Consider the following 17,391-nt stretch of genomic DNA (forward strand, 5'->3'; position numbering starts at 1 on the left):
GATTGAGATTGACAAATAACGCCGCGCTCTGCGGCAAATTTGGAGCGCAGCGGAAAATTTGTCCGGCAGCAGCGCCTTGTTATATGCATCACGCAATCTGATACTTGTCTTTTCTTAAGGAAAACGCTGGTATAGTACCTTCCAAAACTTCTACTATCTGCTCATTGATCTTGGGATGTTCTATACCACCTGATATGAAGTAGAATTCGTTGCCATTTTCCTTATCTATACCAACTTTTATTACCTGCTCAGAATCAGCTACTACGGCCAAATTCGGGTTATGAGTTACCATGATAATTTGACGAAGTTTCTTAGCCTCTTTTATATAGGGAACCAGTACTTTAGCAACACTATTGTTATCTAAGTTGTCTTCTGGCTGATCGATAATCAGAGGGATATCTTCTTTGTCAAGAACCAAGTAAAACACAAGTAGAAGAGCACCTTTTTCTCCCGGAGATAGCTGTTCTAAACTTTTGCCCTTTTGACGCAAATCATAATATGGTTCGATAAAGCTCAACCCAAAAATATAACTATATAGCTCCTTTCTATCCTTAGTAATTTCCCCGATGAATGTTTTATCATTCTTAGAGCCAGCCCGCTTATCAAACTCCAAATATTCAATAAATCGGCGCAAAAATGTTTCCACGGACATTTCATCATTCCAGTTGGTTGATGCAATCAAATCTTCTTGAAGCAGTGTTGAACCATCTTCACTACCATAAAAAGAACCAGTTCTATTTTGCTTTATATTTCGTAGAATCGTATTTTTAAATTCATTGGAACAATAGAAAGAGCTGGCTATGCTCAGCCCGGAAACATCAGATTGTGATAATTTATTAGAAATTTCTTCTTTTATCTCTTCATAAAACTCTTGAATTTCTTTCTTTTTCGATAATATGTTTATCGACTTCTTAATCCTTAAATCTCTCTTCCCGTTAATATCTGATTCAAGGTTCTTGTCTAGATAAGCTAACTTTTCTTGCATATACTTCAAACTGTCAGCAGTTTCAGAATCCCCCTCAATTTCACTTTTTCTAATCTCCCACTCTGCCAGAGCACTTAAATAATCCTGAAATGCCTTTTGTTCTCCGGTAAATTCGGAATGAATAGCCTTTATCTGAGTTTTCAAAGATTCGAGTTTTGAAGCTGACGAAAGCAACTCATATTCCTTTTTCTCCCAACCTTCATCTACTTTAATAAGCTTGGCATCTTTTTCATTCCTTTCCTTCAGCGAGAGGATGCTGGAACAAATTACACTTTCATCAAACTCAACATGAATCGCTTTAGAAATGTCGAACCCGCACTTATTAGCAACATCGTTACCTTCAGATATAACTGAAACAAGTTCGCTATATTTGTTCTTCAAATCGCGATTTAGCTTTTCTGCTTCAACAATTAAATAGTTCCTATCTGATATTTCCTTAGTTATAAATTCAATCTCTTTTTCTAGCGCTAGCTTTGAAGATTCTAATTCTCCAAGTGCCTTTTTCTTCGCTTTGGTATCTTCTGACTCTTCGTGTTTTGACGGGTCTTCGACAGTTTCTGGCTTTAAAGACTCATGAGCAGTAAGCTCGTCTTCCTTCACTTTAATTTTACTAAGAAGATTTTTTCTATAATTTGGATCAAATTGGTTCTCAAGCTTTATGATTTCATCATTCAGCTCTAGTATCTCTTCGTGGATATGATGAATTTCCTTTTCTGCAGATCTTTTCTTTAGGTCGATAAGTTCCTCAAAAGTAGTTTGTCCCATTTTTTTCTCAGTAGGGACATATTGAAATACGACCTTCTCTATCTCTGCACGAAAAGCATCCACCTTATCAATTTCATTACAAACTTTTTCAAAGTAGCTTTGAGGCAAGTATCTAACAAGCCTTTCTTGGCTTTCATCTATTATATGGGTAAGTAAACGTTCTTCGGACTTTTTCCCGCTTTCAAACTCAACAAAAGCACTAAACCGATCAGCAAGTCCTTTCTTTTTAAACTTTTGCTTATGGAGAAATATATAATCATCAGAATGTTCCGCATCCGAACATATAGCAAGAATATCAGAAAGCGCACTCTTGCCACTTCCTTTATGTCCGATAACAGTGACAAGTTCGCTGTTCATTGGTATGGAAACGTCTTCAAACCAAATTGAACTAGTATCTTCTTTCCCTGTTCTCCGAATGTTGATGGACTTGATGTATTTAGTAGGATTATCCCTAACCCGCTTTAGGATTTCTGGTTCATCGCCAATATAGAACCGACTTTCCGGTTCATTTAGGGCATATTTCAGCCCTTTGAAAGAAGGCTCTCCCTTGATCCATAATTTCTGTTTTATTTGGTATTTATGAATATTGTGATTATCAGAACAAATAATCATTGGTATTGTTTTACCGATGTTCGGAAAAACAAACTTCCTGTAACCATCTTGGTCACTTTCCTTACCGAGCTCATAAATATCAACAGACTTGGCAATTTCTGTTTTCTGAGCAGTTCCATGTGGTAGTGAATGTGTAATATTTTCTACAGTCCCACTCTTCTCACCTGCATGTATTGTGACAATCCCACCTAATTCCTTTACCAATCCTATTGTGTCTTTAAGATCGCAATAAACTTGATTCTCCCTAAGGCCTTCTGAATCCACCTTATTGATATCTGTTCTGTGCTTAATTTGCCCCCAAATATGTTCTATATTTGAATCTTCAGGAAATACACCGATAAAGTGTACTGGATCTTTACCTCTAGCATCCGAAAGAAACTCTATGCCAGGCAAAACGGTGATTCCTTCTTTTTCACCCAAAGTTTTCAGTTCTTTGTATCTATCGATGTCGATCACGTGGTGATCGGTAACAGCAAAAGCCGCTATTGAATTTCTCTTCATTTCGTTGACGATATCGACATTAGAAATTTTCTTATCTTTATAATCATACGAAGATGGAGTGTGAAAGTGTAAGTCCCACCTATTCCATTCCGAACCTTTACTATTCATCACATTCCTTATAAATCAAATTCTTGAAATATTTAAGTATTCACCAGAGCATATAACGCCGCGCTCACCGGCAAATTTGGAGCGCAGCGGAAAATTTGTCCGTGTGCAGCGCCTTGTTAGGTGAGCTCGGTTAGCCGCTATAACCGAATGCTTTGCAAAGCATTACTCTTACCTTTTCTAGATCACCATCGGCGAACTCAAACATTTTTTTTAGGTCGCTAGAAAATTCAACTGCATCACTGCGGTAATCATTAATCGTGAAATAACCATAAAAATTGCCATCCCGATCTACCAGCACTGGTACAGAATTACTTGTACTGTACTCGTTCCATGGGCTTTCAGAGCTGTACTCATTACCAAATCCTGCATACTCGTTAAACATACCATTTGACGAGTATTCGTTCCCATAAGTACCATAACCATTACAAATAGATTCGGAGCTGGTTTCGTTGCAAGTTAAGCATCCTAAGTACTCGTCATGCCCATCTCCACCAAAGAAAAGTAACTCACTTTCTGCATTAGAATAAGCCACTATCGTTGAACTCAAAAGAAGAGCTGTAAGTATCTTTGTAATAATTCTCTTCATCCGCTACTGTTTTCCTCAAAATAAAAAATTGGTTGCTTCATGATTTAACCAGCCGAGATTGCCCACCTAACAGCTTAGTGTGCGGAAAAATTCCTTTATGCAAAACGGCATATTTCCGTATATCACACAACAATGATGTTAACTTTTGCACGAAAAAGCAGAAGGTTCAATATCCTATAAATGAATGCTCGCGAACACTTTCTTAAATACGGAATTTTTCTTTTTTATTTTAAAGCGTAACGAATTTAACTTAATGCCCGCGCTCCCCGCCTCGCAACGGTTAAAACGTTCTTTACCCATTAATAAAAGCTAAGCGCCTCTACCGCCTGGAGAAATGCGCCCCTTTTCCTTTTCGCCTCCCCGAAGTTGTACGACTTTTTCTTCTATCCACTTGACGGGAGAAAAATTAAGCTTACACTTGTGCGCTGAATGAGCGTACACTTGTACGCTTAAACTAATTTACCTTTTTATTATTAAAAAGTGTGTTTCGAAACATTTATAGGTGTGATGTCTACGTTGAAACTATTACTCGATAATTTGGCGCATCGCTTTCTCCATCACGGTTCATGGAGGGGATACTGGGAAGTGCTTATGCAGCAATTTAGGCCTGCGTGGCGAGATGGCTATTTCAGAGCACAAATTGAAGCGGTCAGAAACCTAAGATCTGACATGCTGGAAGTTATTCTAAAACCCGAGAAAGCGTGGCCTAGTCATATTGCAGGGCAACATGTTGCGCTAACCATTGAAGTGAATGGTAGGCTAACTACCCGTGTATTTACCGTCGCTTGCGGTGCAAGCTTTCACCGCAAAACGCAAAAAATTCGGCTTATCACCAAGGTGAGTAACCAAGGCGCACTTACCCCCTATCTTTCCTCAGCTAAGCCTACTACATGGGTGAATATTTCAGCCCCTAAGGGCAACTTCACATTGCCTAATTCCGATAAACCCGTACTTATGGTTGCCGGTGGCTCTGGCATAACGCCGTTTATTGCCATGCTTGAAGACGCCATTGAAAATAAACAATTAAGCAGCGCGCCTGTCCACCTGCTTTATTTTGCCAAACCTAACGAACACGTATTGCTCGGCCAATTATCAGCGCTTCAAAAACGGGACAATCGCTTTACCTATGCATTGCTCACTCGGCAACAAGATGGCCAGGTTGAGGCTCATCTTTCGCACTTTGCTCATGCTCACTGGTTGGTGTGCGGCCCTCATGCCATGTACGAACAGGTACAGAAAGTCGCGAAACTGGTAGAGGCCCCCTTACTCAGCGAACATTTTGCTGCCCTGCCCACTGTGACCACAGGCAGTCTGAGCGAAAAAGAAACCTTTTCTTTAGTTCACAACGGACAACCCTTAGCGGTAAACAACCAAGAAACCCTGCTTTCGCAACTTCAACAAGCCAAACAGCCTGTAACGTATGGCTGCGGTATGGGCATTTGTCATCAGTGCCAGTGTGTGAAAAAGCGTGGTGTAGTGCGCGATACCCGCACTGGCGAGCTTTCCGATAGCGCCGAGCAACTCATTCAGCTGTGTGTATCGCAGGCCGTAACCGATTTGGAGATTCAACTATGAACACTCGCGTCTCAATAAACACGGAGACATTGCAAGAAGCGTCTAGTCAAAGTGACGCGCAATTACATCAAGCAACCATCCCTTCGCCTAGCGTAAGTAAACCCGACTACAACAAGCTAGAAGCCCAGCTTGATGCAATTAAGTCGGAAGTGAAGGGCAAAATTGGCGCTGAAGATGCTGCCTATATTCGACGTATTATTCTCATTCAGCGTATTTGTGAATGGAGTGGCCGTGTATTAATAATGCTGGGGTTCATACAGCCGCTACTGTGGGTCGTTGGCGTACTCAGTTTAGCCACAGCAAAAATACTGGATAACATGGAGATTGGCCACAACGTGATGCACGGTCAATACGACTGGATGAACGACAAACACATCAAATCAAAGGGCTACGAGTGGGATATAGCCTGTGATGGGGCAAGCTGGAATCGGGTGCACAACTACGAGCATCACACCTACACCAATATTATTGGTAAAGATAGAGACTTTGGCTACGGCTTGCTTCGCTTGTCCAACGATTTTAGATGGCGGGTAAAAAACGTATGGCAGTTCGCCACCTATATTATGCTAAGTGTATTGTTTCAGTGGGGGGTGTCGTATCACGAAATGGCGGCAGAGCGCGTGTTCTTTGGTAAGAAAAAAGATAATCGTAAAAACCAAGTTACGCACAGCGAACTCAAAAAACGCTTTTTCAGTAAAGGTGCGCGTCAGTTGGTAAAAGATTATGTACTCTTCCCTTTGCTGGCTGGCCCACTGTTTTTGTGGGTGTTGTCGGGCAATCTTATTGCCAATTTGCTGCGCAATCTATGGACTTCAACCATCATCTTTTGTGGTCACTTTACCGGCGATGTAGAAACCTTTAAAGAAGAGGACTGCAAAAACGAAACTCGTGGTCAGTGGTACTATCGTCAAGCGCTAGGCTCCTCAAATATTCAGGGGGGTAATTTATTTCACGTTCTGACCGGGCATTTAAGCTTTCAGATAGAACACCATTTATTTCCCGATATTCCCGCCAAACGATATAGGGAAATGGCCCCTAAAGTACAAGCCGTATTTAAAGAGCACGGCATGCACTACAACACGGGCGGTTTTTGGAAGCAGTATGCAAGCGTATTAAAACGCATTATTCGCTACTCTTTTCCTTAAAGGCCTGAAACCCTAACCAGCCAGCCATAGCGCTTGCGCTGGTTAGGCAGGTTCCCCACGCCCAATCAATAGTCATAATAAACAAGGTAAAGCCTTCAATAATGCTGTACGCCGTTAGGTTATAAGCGCCATAACTTGCTAAACCTAAAAGTGCCCCATCTATACCTGCGTAAAGTAGTGATTTGTCTCGGTTAGCTACAACCGCCAACACGAACACCACGCCCCCGTACATTAAGTAAAAGACAAGCCAAGGCCAGGTAATAAATTGGCTTCTAAGCAAAGGGGCCATTTCGCTCTGATACCAACTGTCGGCAATAACGCCAAGCCACAAGAAATCGAGTACGGCAAAGCACACAAAGATGGCGATTAAAGCCCCCAAGATGCTTTGTATATAACGTACAATATTTTTAATCATGCTATTTGCCTCAAACGTGAATACTCCCTTGATCTATACGGTGAGATACCGATTTAGCGCTGTAGATAGGCGGCCAGAACTAGGTGCGCATCTTCACCCTGTGAAAAATTGATGAAGATGCGCAGGTAAAAGCGATATACTATTCGTTGTGAGCTTCGCTTTCTAACACCTCAAGCGTCACCCATACCATTCTGTGATCTGAACTGGCGTTTCTATCTTTCACCAGCCGGTAAAGTGGGCTATCACTTGGTGGCCAAAATACGCCTGCGTCTTGCACATTAAACCCATAAGTGGATGGCAATACATAATCAGCCCTTGCCCCCCAATAAGCTGTAAATCGACGGCTATAATCTTGTTCAGATAATGCAGCGCCGCCTTTACTGGTGGGGATTAGTCTATTATTCACATAGGGGCTTTCTGTTAGCTGTTCTATCACATCGGGTCGGTGTTTATCGCCAATATCAGCGGCGTTAAAGTCTCCCACCAGTACAAAGCGCGTGTTCTTTGGCAACGACACCTTGTGCCCAGCGTCATCGTAGATGTAGCTGCCCTTACCCGGCGTTAAGTAATCTGCCATTAAACGAATTTCGTCGTGATTTCTCTTGCCGTTTCTATCTTCTTCCCCATCAAAGTTGGGCGGCGTGGGATGCATTGCAAGCACATGAACCAAGCTGCCATTCACCTTCACAGGTACATCCCAATGAGACTTTGAACTTAACCTCAACGACGTCCACTCTTCCTCGCTGTACCAAGGTTCGCCATTTTCCATACTGCCATCTTCAGCAGGTAAAACGGGAATTTGCGCATTGGGCATATGGTGCCACTTGAACATCTGGAAGGTTCGAATTTGCTCGTATTCAATAGGGTATTTAGAAAGAATTGCCATCCCGTATTGGCCTGGGTAAAGCCCATATCCGTATGCATCACCACCGAACTTCTCTGCCTTACCGTTGTTGTCTAAATCAAACTCAGTGGGCACACCAGTATTAACAGGGGCCACATAGGTGTATGGATAATCTACAGCCGCTTGGCCTGCCTGCGGCACATTGAGAAAATGCTTAACAAAAGCATCTATGCCTTTGGATTTGTCGGCAATATAGTCAAACTCGTTGAGCAACAGGATATCTGGGTTGACCCGTTGAATTATCTCCGCAATATTACGCACCTGCAGGTTATCTTTCGATGACAACACCTGCGCTAACACTTTATCACTCGGTGCCATGCCCAGCGACGTGTAGTTTGTAGACTCCATACTTACATTGAAGGTAGCCACTTTGAGTGTTTGGGCTAGGGTGGTAAAAGAGGCAACGAACGACGCTAAACTCAAGCCAATAATTAGGGTTTTCATGTCACTGTTCTGCAAAGCTAAAAATTAAAAATCCACCATAGCAAGTATTTGATGGGTTTGCCTGCTTCAGGTCGCAAGGTTTGCGTAAATAGTCCCGAAAATCGCCGTGATAAGCAGCTTGCTTTTTTTGTAATTTTTGAAAAAAGACGCAGGAATACTGATATTCTATAACCTCGTTTTTCTCGTTGGATTCATTGTCATGGTGTCGTGGACTTCACAAGCAATAAGTAAAATAAACGCCGATTATCAACGCTCAGCAGATACGCATTTAATTAAACTAGACAGAGTGAAAATACCTGGCGTCGATCTTTACCTCAAAGATGAGAGCACCCACCCTACAGGTAGCTTAAAACATAGGCTGGCACGCTCGTTATTTTTGTATGCACTGTGCAATGGCAAAATCAAACAAGATACCATCATTGTAGAGGCTTCGTCGGGCAGTACCGCAGTTTCAGAGGCCTACTTCGCGCGTATGATTGGCGTTCCTTTCATTGCTGTTATGCCCCGCTCAACGGCGCAAAGTAAAATCTCTCTCATTGAACAATTCGGTGGACAATGCCATTTCGTCGACTGCTCCACGCAAATGCATGACGAAGCCATTTCCATCGCGCGCGCCAAAAATGGGTATTTTATGGACCAATTTATGTACGCCGAGCGAGCCACCGATTGGCGAGGCAACAATAATATTGCCGAAAGCATATTTGACCAGATGCGTGCTGAGCCCCACCCCATCCCCCATGCGGTTGTTATGGGCGCTGGCACAGGGGGCACCTCAGCCACCATTGGTCGCTATATTCGCTATAAAGGTTTACCCACTACGTTAACTGTTGTCGACCCCGAGCACTCTGTGTTTTTTCAAAGCTATACGCAAAACGACCTTACCATTACCGCAGACAGAGGCAGTAAAATAGAAGGGATTGGTCGTCCAAAGGTAGAAGCGTCTTTTCAAGCAGATGTGATTGACCACATGATAAAAGTCCCTGATGCCGCGAGTGTCGCTGCGATGAAATGGTTGGCGACAAAAATAGGTATAAAAGCCGGGCCATCCACGGGTACAAACTTGTGGGGCGCATTAAACATTGCAAAACGCATGAGTGAAGAACGCCAAACCGGTTCGGTGGTAACCTTAATGTGTGATAGCGGCGCGCGATATCAAGATACCTATTATAACAACGGGTGGGTAGAAAAAGAGATTGGTGATATTGCGCATTATGCTGCGCAATTAGATGAGTATCACCTGGCATAATTTCTTTCCTATTGGCAGACTTTATTTTGCCCTTTAAATGTTTTAGCATAATGAATTATCGCATTCGCGATGCCTGGATCAGCAGACAGGGCATAACTGAGCTGGCAACTTAAACGAATGTTATGGAGCCAAGTTATGCCTACTACCTGTTGGATAAAAAACCCACAAGCTATTTTTACTGCGAATCAAGAAGACGCTCGCGGTGGTGTGGTTATTCAAAATGATAAAATTATAGAGTTAGTCGCGCTAGGCAAGCAGCCTAACTCTCACGTTGATGTTATAGAAGATGCTTCAGATTTGGTTATGCTTCCTGGCTTAATCAATACTCATCATCACTTTTACCAAACGCTAACACGTGCCTGGGCTCCTGTGGTAAACCAGCCACTTTTTCCATGGCTTAAAACCCTTTACCCTGTTTGGGCAAAGCTGACGCCTGAGGCCTTATCGTTAGCCTGTGACGTTGCTCTGGCCGAGTTGTTGCTATCTGGGTGTACCACCACCACCGATCATCACTACCTTTTCCCCACAGGAATGGAAGACGCCATAGATGTACAAGTCGATAGCGTAAAACGCATGGGCATGCGAGCTTTATTAACTCGCGGCTCTATGAGCTTAGGGGAAGATGAAGGCGGGCTGCCCCCTCGTCATACGGTACAAACCGGTGATGAAATATTAAAAGACAGCGAACGACTCATTAAAACCTATCACCAACGGGGTGAAGGCGCTTGGATGCAAATAGCGCTCGCCCCATGCTCCCCTTTTTCCGTTACTCGGGAGATTATGGCTGATAGCGCTAAACTGGCTGAAGCGGAGGATGTGCGATTACATACCCACTTAGCAGAAACCTTAGACGAGGAAAATTTCTGTTTAAAAATGTTTGGTATGCGCACGGTCGACTACTTAGAAAGTGTAGGCTGGTTAAGCGATAGAACCTGGCTTGCCCATGGCATTCATTTTAACCAAGACGAAATTCAACGGCTCGGAGCTGCGGGTACCGGTATTTGTCATTGCCCTGTTTCAAACATGCGCTTAGCGTCTGGTATGTGTCCAACCCTTGAATTAATTGATGCGGGCTCCCCCATTGGCTTAGGCGTTGACGGCTCAGCATCTAATGACGCGTCTAATATGATGTATGAAGCGCGCCAGGCGCTTTACCTTCAACGTCTAAAATACGGTGCTGAAAAAATCACGCCGGAAAAAGTGCTGGGATGGGCGACAAAAGGTTCTGCGTCACTGATTGGGCGAACCGACATAGGTGAAATTGCGCTGGGTAAACAAGCTGACTTTGCATTTTTCAAACTTGACGAATTACGCTTCAGTGGCAGCCACGACCCCATTTCCGCACTGCTTTTGTGTGGGGCTGAAAAAGCGGAACATGTGATGGTAGGTGGCAAATGGCGTGTGCGAGAAGGCGAAATTATAGGCGTGGATACCCAAGCCTTAATGGCGCGCCACCGAAAAGTAGCGGCGCAACTTGTAAGCTAGCAGCTAGTTAGCCAGTTCCTGCTGGTAAATTCGCAGGTAGTTTTCCACATCAACATCACAGCAAACTTTTTGTGATGGATAATCTGACCATGCATCAACCGGGTAACGTTTTGTTTGCGTCTTTTGCATGGTATGCCCAATAGCAGGCCCTTCTGTAATCACTCGGATAGGGCCTTCTACTGTAGTAAAGAGATGAGGTGCGCTTACGTACATTATTGCCGAGGAATCATGTACATAAATGCCATCTACCTGGTCGGTTTGTTGATGGAAATTGGCATAAAACCGCGTAATATCGTAAATAAACTTTCCGTACTTAGGCGACGTTTTTTGTAACCCATGTAAGTACGCATTGCTCATTATCGTTTTGGTTGTCACATCTAATCCCACCACAGTGACAGGCCAATCGGCCCTAAGCACTTCGTCAGCTGCGTGAGGGTCGCCAATAATATTGGCTTCTGCAAAGGGGGTTACATTTCCCGTTTTACCATTGTGTCCAAACGCCCCGCCCATGATAACAACTTGCTTAACCAAACTTTTTATTTCTGGGCACTTACGCAGAGCCAGCGCTAAATTGGTCATGCGACCTACGGCAACCAGCGTAATTTCACCTGGGCTTTCCTGTAACTTTTCAATAATATAATCAGGGGCGGCTAAAGGGGCAACGCTGGGCAAGTTGCTTTCGTCTATATCGATATTCCCTAACCCATTGTCTCCGTGAACAAAATCGGCAGGCTCATCCACAGGAATAACTAAAGGCTCTGCGGCTCCCCGTGCAACATCGGCAGCGAGTTTAAATTGCTTTTTCAAAAACAACGCATTACGGGTTGCCGTGGCAATATTTGCATTTCCAAAGCCTGTAGTTATGCCAATTAAGTCGATGTTTGAACACGCTTGCGCGAACAAAATAGCCATTGCATCATCAATACCAGGGTCGGTATCAAATATAATTTTCTCCACCTTATATTCCTTCTTTCATTATATGGCGCACACCTTGATGGCGCTTTTCTAGCCACAGACAGGCGCCAAATAAAAGCGCCACCAGCGAATACCCTAACCATGCCATTGTCATGGCGCTATGAACGCCAAATTGCCCTACCACCCAACCCGACAGCGCCGGTGCAAGCGTGCTTCCAATACTGCCACTAAACAGTAAAAAGGTGATTAATACGGCTGGAGCACGAGGTAACTGTTGCGAGCCCACTGACATAGCAAGCTTATAAATACAGGTAGTCGCAAAGCCAAAAAAGTAACTCAACAGCAAAAACTGCGTGCCTTGCTCAATAAGTACGAAGCCAAGTGTGAACACGCTGGCCAGCACTGCTACTATCATTAAAAAGCGTCGTTGCGGCACTCTATTTACCAAAATTGCCGCCGAAATAAGTCCAAAAATAGACATCCCCCAATAATTACCCACAACGCTGGCAGCCTTAGTTTCACTTAGCCCAAATGCCGCTTGCAGATAATTAGGGGACCAGGTTAAAAAAGTAGTTTGCGAGATTAGATAAATACACACCCCAAGGGCAATCAGGCATACACGTGGCGTAAGAATACCGGTAAACTGCTGCAATGCAGATAGTTCGCCTGTTTCATCGGCCTCTGTTTTCGGAAACGTGGTAAAAAACACTAGCCCCCACAATGCCAACGCAAGCGTACCTACCGCTGCGTAGCTAAGGGTCCATTCGTAGTGGCTTGCTACTATTAGCACGGCTAAAGAAGGGAAAATATAGCCGGCAGCACTAAAGGCACAGTCAGTGGCAATAAACGCTGATGCTCGTTTCGCTTCGTGATACGTTTTAGAAATAATCACCGCACCACCAGATAACCCACAGCCACAACATACACCTAGTACAAACAAAAGTATGGCTAGGCTAAAAAATTGGTTAGGCTGGCTTATTGATAACGCTAACAAGGCACACAGAAACACACTGTAATTCGTTAGCAGTATCGGCTTTAGCGAGAATTTAGCGTATAAGAATAGAGAGATAAAAGTACCACAAAGCGCCCCGCCGGTTAGCCAAGAAAAGACCCCAACGGATTGTGAAGGCGTACTACCAAGGACGCTAGAAACAGCGTTCAAAATAACCCCAATTTGGGTTAATAAGCCCGCCATTATCATATAGCTCATAAAGGCAATAGCGGTAAGGAAAACTCGGTTCAAGGGGGCATCCATGACAATGCTAAAACCATGTTATACCGAGTTATGTTTAAAACAACAATCCCTCGTGATAATTATTTGACCATTTAGTCAATAAAAAAGGCTGGGATTTAGCCAGCCTTTCACTATCAACGCTTAGCCATTACAAGTGTTCGATAAAGTAATCACTTATCAGGGTTTTAAGATGACGAGTGGTATTTTTACCTTCATAAATGCCATGGGAACGATTGGGATAAGACATAAAGTCGAATTGCTTATTATGCTTAATCAATTCGTTGATTAACCGTTCTGAGCCTTGGTAATGCACATTGTCATCGCCAGTGCCATGTATCAATAACAAGTCACCTTGCAGACCATCGGCATAATAAATTGCCGAACTGTGCTTGTAAGATTCAGGATCGGTTTTGGGATTGCCCGAATAACGCTCTTGGTAAATTGTGTCATACAAGCTCAAGTCAGGTACCGGCGCCACTGCCACCCCCACTTTGTACTGCTCTGGATATCTAAACAATAAGTTTAGAGTTTGCGTACCACCACCAGAATGCCCCCACACACCAACACGATCGGTATCGATTACTGACCAACGCTCTGCCATGGCGTTAAGGGCATCCGATTGATCGCGAACGGTAATGACCCCAAGTTCTTTGTATATAGATTTACGCCAGTCTCGCCCTTTAGGCGCACGTGTGCCTCTATTATCCACAGAAGCCACTATATAGCCTTTTTGCGTCATCATAGCGTCCCATAGATAACTGCCACCACGCCAGCTATCTTTTACGGTTTGCCCCCAAGGTTCACCGTAAACGTAGAAGATAATAGGATACTTTTTACTTGAATCCATATCCGGGGGAAACATAATATAGCCATCAAGGGTAACGCCATCTTGCGCTTGAACCTGGAAAAACTCATGGGAAGGTAAGTTTTCTTGCGCCAACTTTTCGTTAAGCTCGTCATTGGTCACAAGGGTTTTTACCGGCTCATGCCCTTCCACTTTAATCACTTGACGCATAGGTGCTGTGGTAAAGTTACTGAAACTATGGCGGGCATAAGATCCGTCTTCCGACATATAATAACTATTCGTACCCGTAAACGATTCTGGCGTAATACGCTGTACAGAAGAAGTCCCATCTAGGCTTGCTTTATATAAGTAGCGCTGCGATACATCTTCTGGAGAAGCAGTGAAATAAAGAGCATTGTTTTTTTCACTCACCGCCAATAAATCCACTATGTCATATTCGCCCGGCGTGAGGTCAACAACACGACTGCCATCTTTGGCAATTTTATATAAATGACGCCATCCATCTCTTTCGCTATGCCAGATAAACGCTTCGCCGTCGTTAATAAAGGTGGCGTCGTAGTACCATTCTAGAAAGGCATCATCTTTGTCTGTAAAGATATTCGTGACTGTGTTTTTCTGCCAATCAAATGTCCACAATGTGTTGGTATTTTGCGGGCGGTTTACGTCTTGAATAAGTAAGGTTTCACCTTTTCCAGCCCAAGAAATCCGTGGAATATAGCGGTCTCTGTTATCTCCCGCTAATTGCGCCCAATGGGTTTGTTTATTGGTAATATCCACGACACCCACTTTTACGGCAGAGTTCTGCTCTCCCGCTTTCGGGTAAGGGAATGTGGTTAATGTGGGATAAAGCGCATCTGTATTATTGATCATGGTAAAGGTTTTCACCCCAGATGTATCAAGTTGCCAATATGCAATGCGCTGGCTGTCTGGGCTCCACCTAAATCCATCACGAATACCAAATTCTTCCTCGTATACCCAATCGAAATTACCATTTACGATGCTGTCATCGCCGTCTGTGGTCAATTGCTCAACATTGTTGCTGCCCACAGGCTGCATAAAAATATTATTGTCTCTTACCCAAGCCACATACTTACTGTCCGGCGAAAATTTAGCGAACATCAACTTGGCATCACCGGGCTGTTCACCTCCCAATTGCATTAACGCATTTGTTTCCAAATTCAGCACGTAGAAATCGCCACGGCTCTTTGAACGCCAAACTTTTTGCCCATTCGTGAATACCAGCAACCACTTGCCATCTTCAGACCAACTGTAGCGCTCAATGCTTATGGGTTTCTCTTCGCCTTCGGGAATAAGGTTTTCAAAGTTAACCAGAACTTTTCTTCCCGTACTGTCTGGCTTGTAAAAAACAATGTCGAAACCGGATACTGACGATTCATTTTCACCCACTACATCGCTGAGCGCGTCAATACCGCTTTTTTCGCTGTCCTCATCTTTGGCGTCTAATACTGTTTCTCGTTTTTCCAGTACCGTAAAACCAGAACCATCTTTTAGCCACGTGAAATAAGTGCTTCGCTCGCCCGTGAATTCACGATCTTGATAAATTCTATCAAGGGTTAAGGTAGGTTTTACTTCCATAGTCTCTGTCGTAATGTCGTCTTTTTGTGTGGCTGCACACCCCGCCACGACTAAGGTCGCGAGTGCTGCGCCAAGCATATTTCTTTTTATCATCAGTTGATGTCCCTGTTACTCTTTATTCTTGTCGTTTTACAATTTTTATTAATTGTTACTTTCGTACAGTAGCACTTTTCTCACCTACTGTTATCTTACACAGGGTAGATTAGCCATAATTACCGTTAAAACCAAAAAAGGCGGATTGTGAGCATAAAAAAAGCTAACACTCGGTGTTAGCTTTTTCGTATTTAGCTTAGTGAACTATTCGACATACACCGAAATAGTGAGCGTCTGCGCAGACTCTTACATTTTTTCTAGTGTTTCAATTCCCAACAGCGTTAACCCTTGTTTCAGTGTATTCGCCACCAATGCAGACAACGCCAAGCGGCTATCGCGTACTTGTGGCTCTATACCCTCTTTCAGCATTGGGCACGCTTCATAGAATGTCATGAATGCTGACGCTACATCGTAAAGGTACGTACACAACACGTGAGGCGTCGCTTCGCGCGATACCAGACCAATCACTTCTTCAAACTGCATAAGCAATACGGCTAGTGCGTGCTCTTGTTTTTCAACAATAGTAATATCTACCGGCATAGTAGCCATATCAACACCCGCTTTTCTAAACAAGCTCTTCACACGGGTGTAGGCGTATTGAAGGTAAGGCGCAGTGTTACCTTCAAAGCTTAGCATTGAATCCCAGTTGAACATGTAATCGGTCGTACGGTTTTTAGAAAGGTCGGCGTATTTCACCGCGCCAATACCTACCTTGCGAGCGACTTCTTTAAGCTCTTCTTCGCTTAAATCGTTGTCGCGCTCGGCAATGAGTTTACCTGCACGTTCTACCGCTTCATCAAGCAGTTCAACGAGCTTAACGGTTCCGCCAGTACGGGTTTTAAATGGCTTGCCGTCACTGCCTAGCATCATGCCAAATGGGCAGTGCTCGTAGGTTTGCTCTTCTTTCATGAAGCCTGCTTTACGGCCTACAATTTCCGTTTGCTTAAAGTGCAGCGCTTGGCGAGCGTCGGTAAGAATAAGGGTACGGTCGGCATTTAACTTGCCGCTGCGATAGCGCATAGCCGCAAGGTCGGTGGTGGCATATAAATAGCCGCCACCAGATTTTTGCACAATATATACCGCAGGGTTGCCTTCTTTATCGGCAAGCTCAGGAATAAACACCACCTGAGCACCTTGGTCTTCTACCGCAATGCCTTTCGCTTTAAGGTCGCTAATGACGTTGGCTAGGTCTTCGTTATACGCCGACTCACCCATAATGTCTTTGCGCGTAAGGCTTACGTTTAGCTTGTCGTACACTTCTTCAGAGTGGGCAATAGACACATCGATAAACTTTTCCCACAGCGCTAGGCACTGTGCATCGCCGCCCTGTAGCTTAACTACGTATTCACGGGCACGGTCGGCAAAGCCTTCTTCTTCATCGAAACGTACTTTGGCTTCGCGATAAAAGTCTTCAAGGTCAGACAGCGCTGTTTCGGCCACTTCTTCTTGCAACTTATCAGAAAGGTGCGCAAGCAACATGCCGAACTGTGTACCCCAGTCCCCCATGTGGTTTTGACGAATTACGTTGTGGCCCAAGAACTCGAGTACCTTAACTACCGCGTCGCCAATAATGGTGGTACGCAAGTGCCCTACGTGCATTTCTTTCGCTAAGTTAGGCGATGAGTAATCTACTACAATGTTTTGCTCAGGCGACTTTGCGATGCCTAACCGAGGGTCGGTTAACGACAGTTCACATTGATTAGACAACCATGCGTCGTTTAGATGAACGTTGATAAAGCCAGGGCCCGCCACTTCTAGCTTGCTGGCAATATCGTCGAGCTTTACTGTCTCAACGATTTTTTCTGCAATATCACGAGGCTTTTGCTTAAGCTGCTTAGCCAGCGCCATGGCGCCATTAAACTGATATTCACCAAACTCAGGTCGAGCACTGCGCGATACTGGCACTGGCGCATTTTCTACGCCCATCTCTTGTAGAGCTTCAGTGAAACGGTTAACTAGTAGTGCATGTATATTCAT

Annotated in this window: 12 protein-coding genes; 4 read left to right on the top strand and 8 right to left on the bottom strand. The window is 44.0% G+C overall.

What is annotated here, in order from left to right:
- Window positions 1–88: 88 nt before the first annotated feature.
- Together IUA53_RS13565 and IUA53_RS13570 are read right to left on the bottom strand one after the other, a co-directional pair.
- Window positions 89–2,971 carry a TrlF family AAA-like ATPase gene (locus IUA53_RS13565; protein ID WP_196897276.1) on the bottom strand — a complete coding sequence of 961 codons (2,883 nt, stop codon included), beginning with the start codon at window positions 2,969–2,971 and terminating at the stop codon, window positions 89–91.
- A gap of 130 nt (window positions 2,972–3,101) precedes the next feature.
- Window positions 3,102–3,557: a hypothetical protein gene (locus IUA53_RS13570; protein WP_196897277.1), complete on the bottom strand. Its 456-nt coding sequence runs from the start codon at window positions 3,555–3,557 to the stop codon at window positions 3,102–3,104.
- A 507-nt stretch (window positions 3,558–4,064) separates the two neighbouring features.
- Between IUA53_RS13570 and IUA53_RS13575 the strand changes: the two genes are divergently transcribed.
- Both IUA53_RS13575 and IUA53_RS13580 read left to right on the top strand, forming a co-directional pair.
- A complete protein-coding gene (locus IUA53_RS13575) occupies window positions 4,065–5,132 on the top strand; it encodes a flavin reductase family protein (protein ID WP_231401160.1) in 1,068 nt (355 codons plus the stop codon).
- Window positions 5,129–6,277 carry a fatty acid desaturase family protein gene (locus tag IUA53_RS13580; RefSeq protein WP_196897278.1) on the top strand — a complete coding sequence of 383 codons (1,149 nt, stop codon included), beginning with the start codon at window positions 5,129–5,131 and terminating at the stop codon, window positions 6,275–6,277. Before IUA53_RS13575 ends, IUA53_RS13580 begins: the two co-directional genes overlap by 4 nt.
- Here the strand turns inward: IUA53_RS13580 and IUA53_RS13585 are convergent.
- The gene (locus IUA53_RS13585; RefSeq protein WP_044056429.1) at window positions 6,255–6,692 is read right to left on the bottom strand and encodes a DUF2177 family protein; all 438 of its coding nucleotides are present in this window, start codon (window positions 6,690–6,692) and stop codon (window positions 6,255–6,257) included. The two genes, IUA53_RS13580 and IUA53_RS13585, sit on opposite strands and share 23 nt — an antisense overlap.
- Before the next feature lie 139 nt (window positions 6,693–6,831).
- Window positions 6,832–8,040 carry an endonuclease/exonuclease/phosphatase family protein gene (locus IUA53_RS13590; protein ID WP_196897279.1) on the bottom strand — a complete coding sequence of 403 codons (1,209 nt, stop codon included), beginning with the start codon at window positions 8,038–8,040 and terminating at the stop codon, window positions 6,832–6,834.
- A 199-nt stretch (window positions 8,041–8,239) separates the two neighbouring features.
- Between IUA53_RS13590 and IUA53_RS13595 the strand changes: the two genes are divergently transcribed.
- Window positions 8,240–9,286 (top strand): PLP-dependent cysteine synthase family protein, encoded by a 1,047-nt coding sequence (locus tag IUA53_RS13595; protein ID WP_196897280.1) that lies wholly within the window; start codon window positions 8,240–8,242, stop codon window positions 9,284–9,286.
- A 135-nt stretch (window positions 9,287–9,421) separates the two neighbouring features.
- The gene (locus IUA53_RS13600) at window positions 9,422–10,771 is read left to right on the top strand and encodes an 8-oxoguanine deaminase (protein WP_044056425.1); all 1,350 of its coding nucleotides are present in this window, start codon (window positions 9,422–9,424) and stop codon (window positions 10,769–10,771) included.
- 3 nt (window positions 10,772–10,774) lie between these two features.
- On the opposite strand, the gene IUA53_RS13605 is transcribed toward IUA53_RS13600, so the two are convergent.
- From IUA53_RS13605 to argS, 4 genes are all read right to left on the bottom strand, one after another.
- Window positions 10,775–11,728, bottom strand: coding sequence for a nucleoside hydrolase (locus tag IUA53_RS13605; protein ID WP_196897281.1), 954 nt, complete (start codon window positions 11,726–11,728; stop codon window positions 10,775–10,777).
- A gap of 1 nt (window position 11,729) precedes the next feature.
- Entirely contained in the window at window positions 11,730–12,941 is a 1,212-nt protein-coding gene (gene tsgA, locus IUA53_RS13610; protein ID WP_196897282.1) for an MFS transporter TsgA, read from the bottom strand.
- Window positions 12,942–13,068: 127 nt separating this feature from the next.
- Window positions 13,069–15,414, bottom strand: a complete 2,346-nt coding sequence (locus IUA53_RS13615; protein WP_196897283.1) for a S9 family peptidase — start codon at window positions 15,412–15,414, stop codon at window positions 13,069–13,071.
- A gap of 246 nt (window positions 15,415–15,660) precedes the next feature.
- Window positions 15,661–17,391: an arginine--tRNA ligase gene (argS, locus tag IUA53_RS13620; RefSeq protein ID WP_044056421.1), complete on the bottom strand. Its 1,731-nt coding sequence runs from the start codon at window positions 17,389–17,391 to the stop codon at window positions 15,661–15,663.

Source organism: Alteromonas sp. B31-7 (assembly GCF_015767655.1).
In the GTDB taxonomy this organism is placed as follows: Bacteria; Pseudomonadota; Gammaproteobacteria; order Enterobacterales; family Alteromonadaceae; genus Alteromonas; species Alteromonas australica.

Bases quoted from the DNA above. Each gene is read 5' to 3' on its own strand.
- IUA53_RS13565 (WP_196897276.1), bottom strand. From the start codon at position 2,971: ATGAATAGTAAAGGTTCGGAATGGAATAGGTGGGACTTACACTTTCAC.
- IUA53_RS13570 (WP_196897277.1), bottom strand. From the start codon at position 3,557: ATGAAGAGAATTATTACAAAGATACTTACAGCTCTTCTTTTGAGTTCA.
- IUA53_RS13575 (WP_231401160.1), top strand. From the start codon at position 4,065: ATGTCTACGTTGAAACTATTACTCGATAATTTGGCGCATCGCTTTCTC.
- IUA53_RS13580 (WP_196897278.1), top strand. From the start codon at position 5,129: ATGAACACTCGCGTCTCAATAAACACGGAGACATTGCAAGAAGCGTCT.
- IUA53_RS13585 (WP_044056429.1), bottom strand. From the start codon at position 6,692: ATGATTAAAAATATTGTACGTTATATACAAAGCATCTTGGGGGCTTTA.
- IUA53_RS13590 (WP_196897279.1), bottom strand. From the start codon at position 8,040: ATGAAAACCCTAATTATTGGCTTGAGTTTAGCGTCGTTCGTTGCCTCT.
- IUA53_RS13595 (WP_196897280.1), top strand. From the start codon at position 8,240: ATGGTGTCGTGGACTTCACAAGCAATAAGTAAAATAAACGCCGATTAT.
- IUA53_RS13600 (WP_044056425.1), top strand. From the start codon at position 9,422: ATGCCTACTACCTGTTGGATAAAAAACCCACAAGCTATTTTTACTGCG.
- tsgA (WP_196897282.1), bottom strand. From the start codon at position 12,941: ATGGATGCCCCCTTGAACCGAGTTTTCCTTACCGCTATTGCCTTTATG.
- IUA53_RS13615 (WP_196897283.1), bottom strand. From the start codon at position 15,414: ATGATAAAAAGAAATATGCTTGGCGCAGCACTCGCGACCTTAGTCGTG.
- argS (WP_044056421.1), bottom strand. From the start codon at position 17,391: ATGAATATACATGCACTACTAGTTAACCGTTTCACTGAAGCTCTACAA.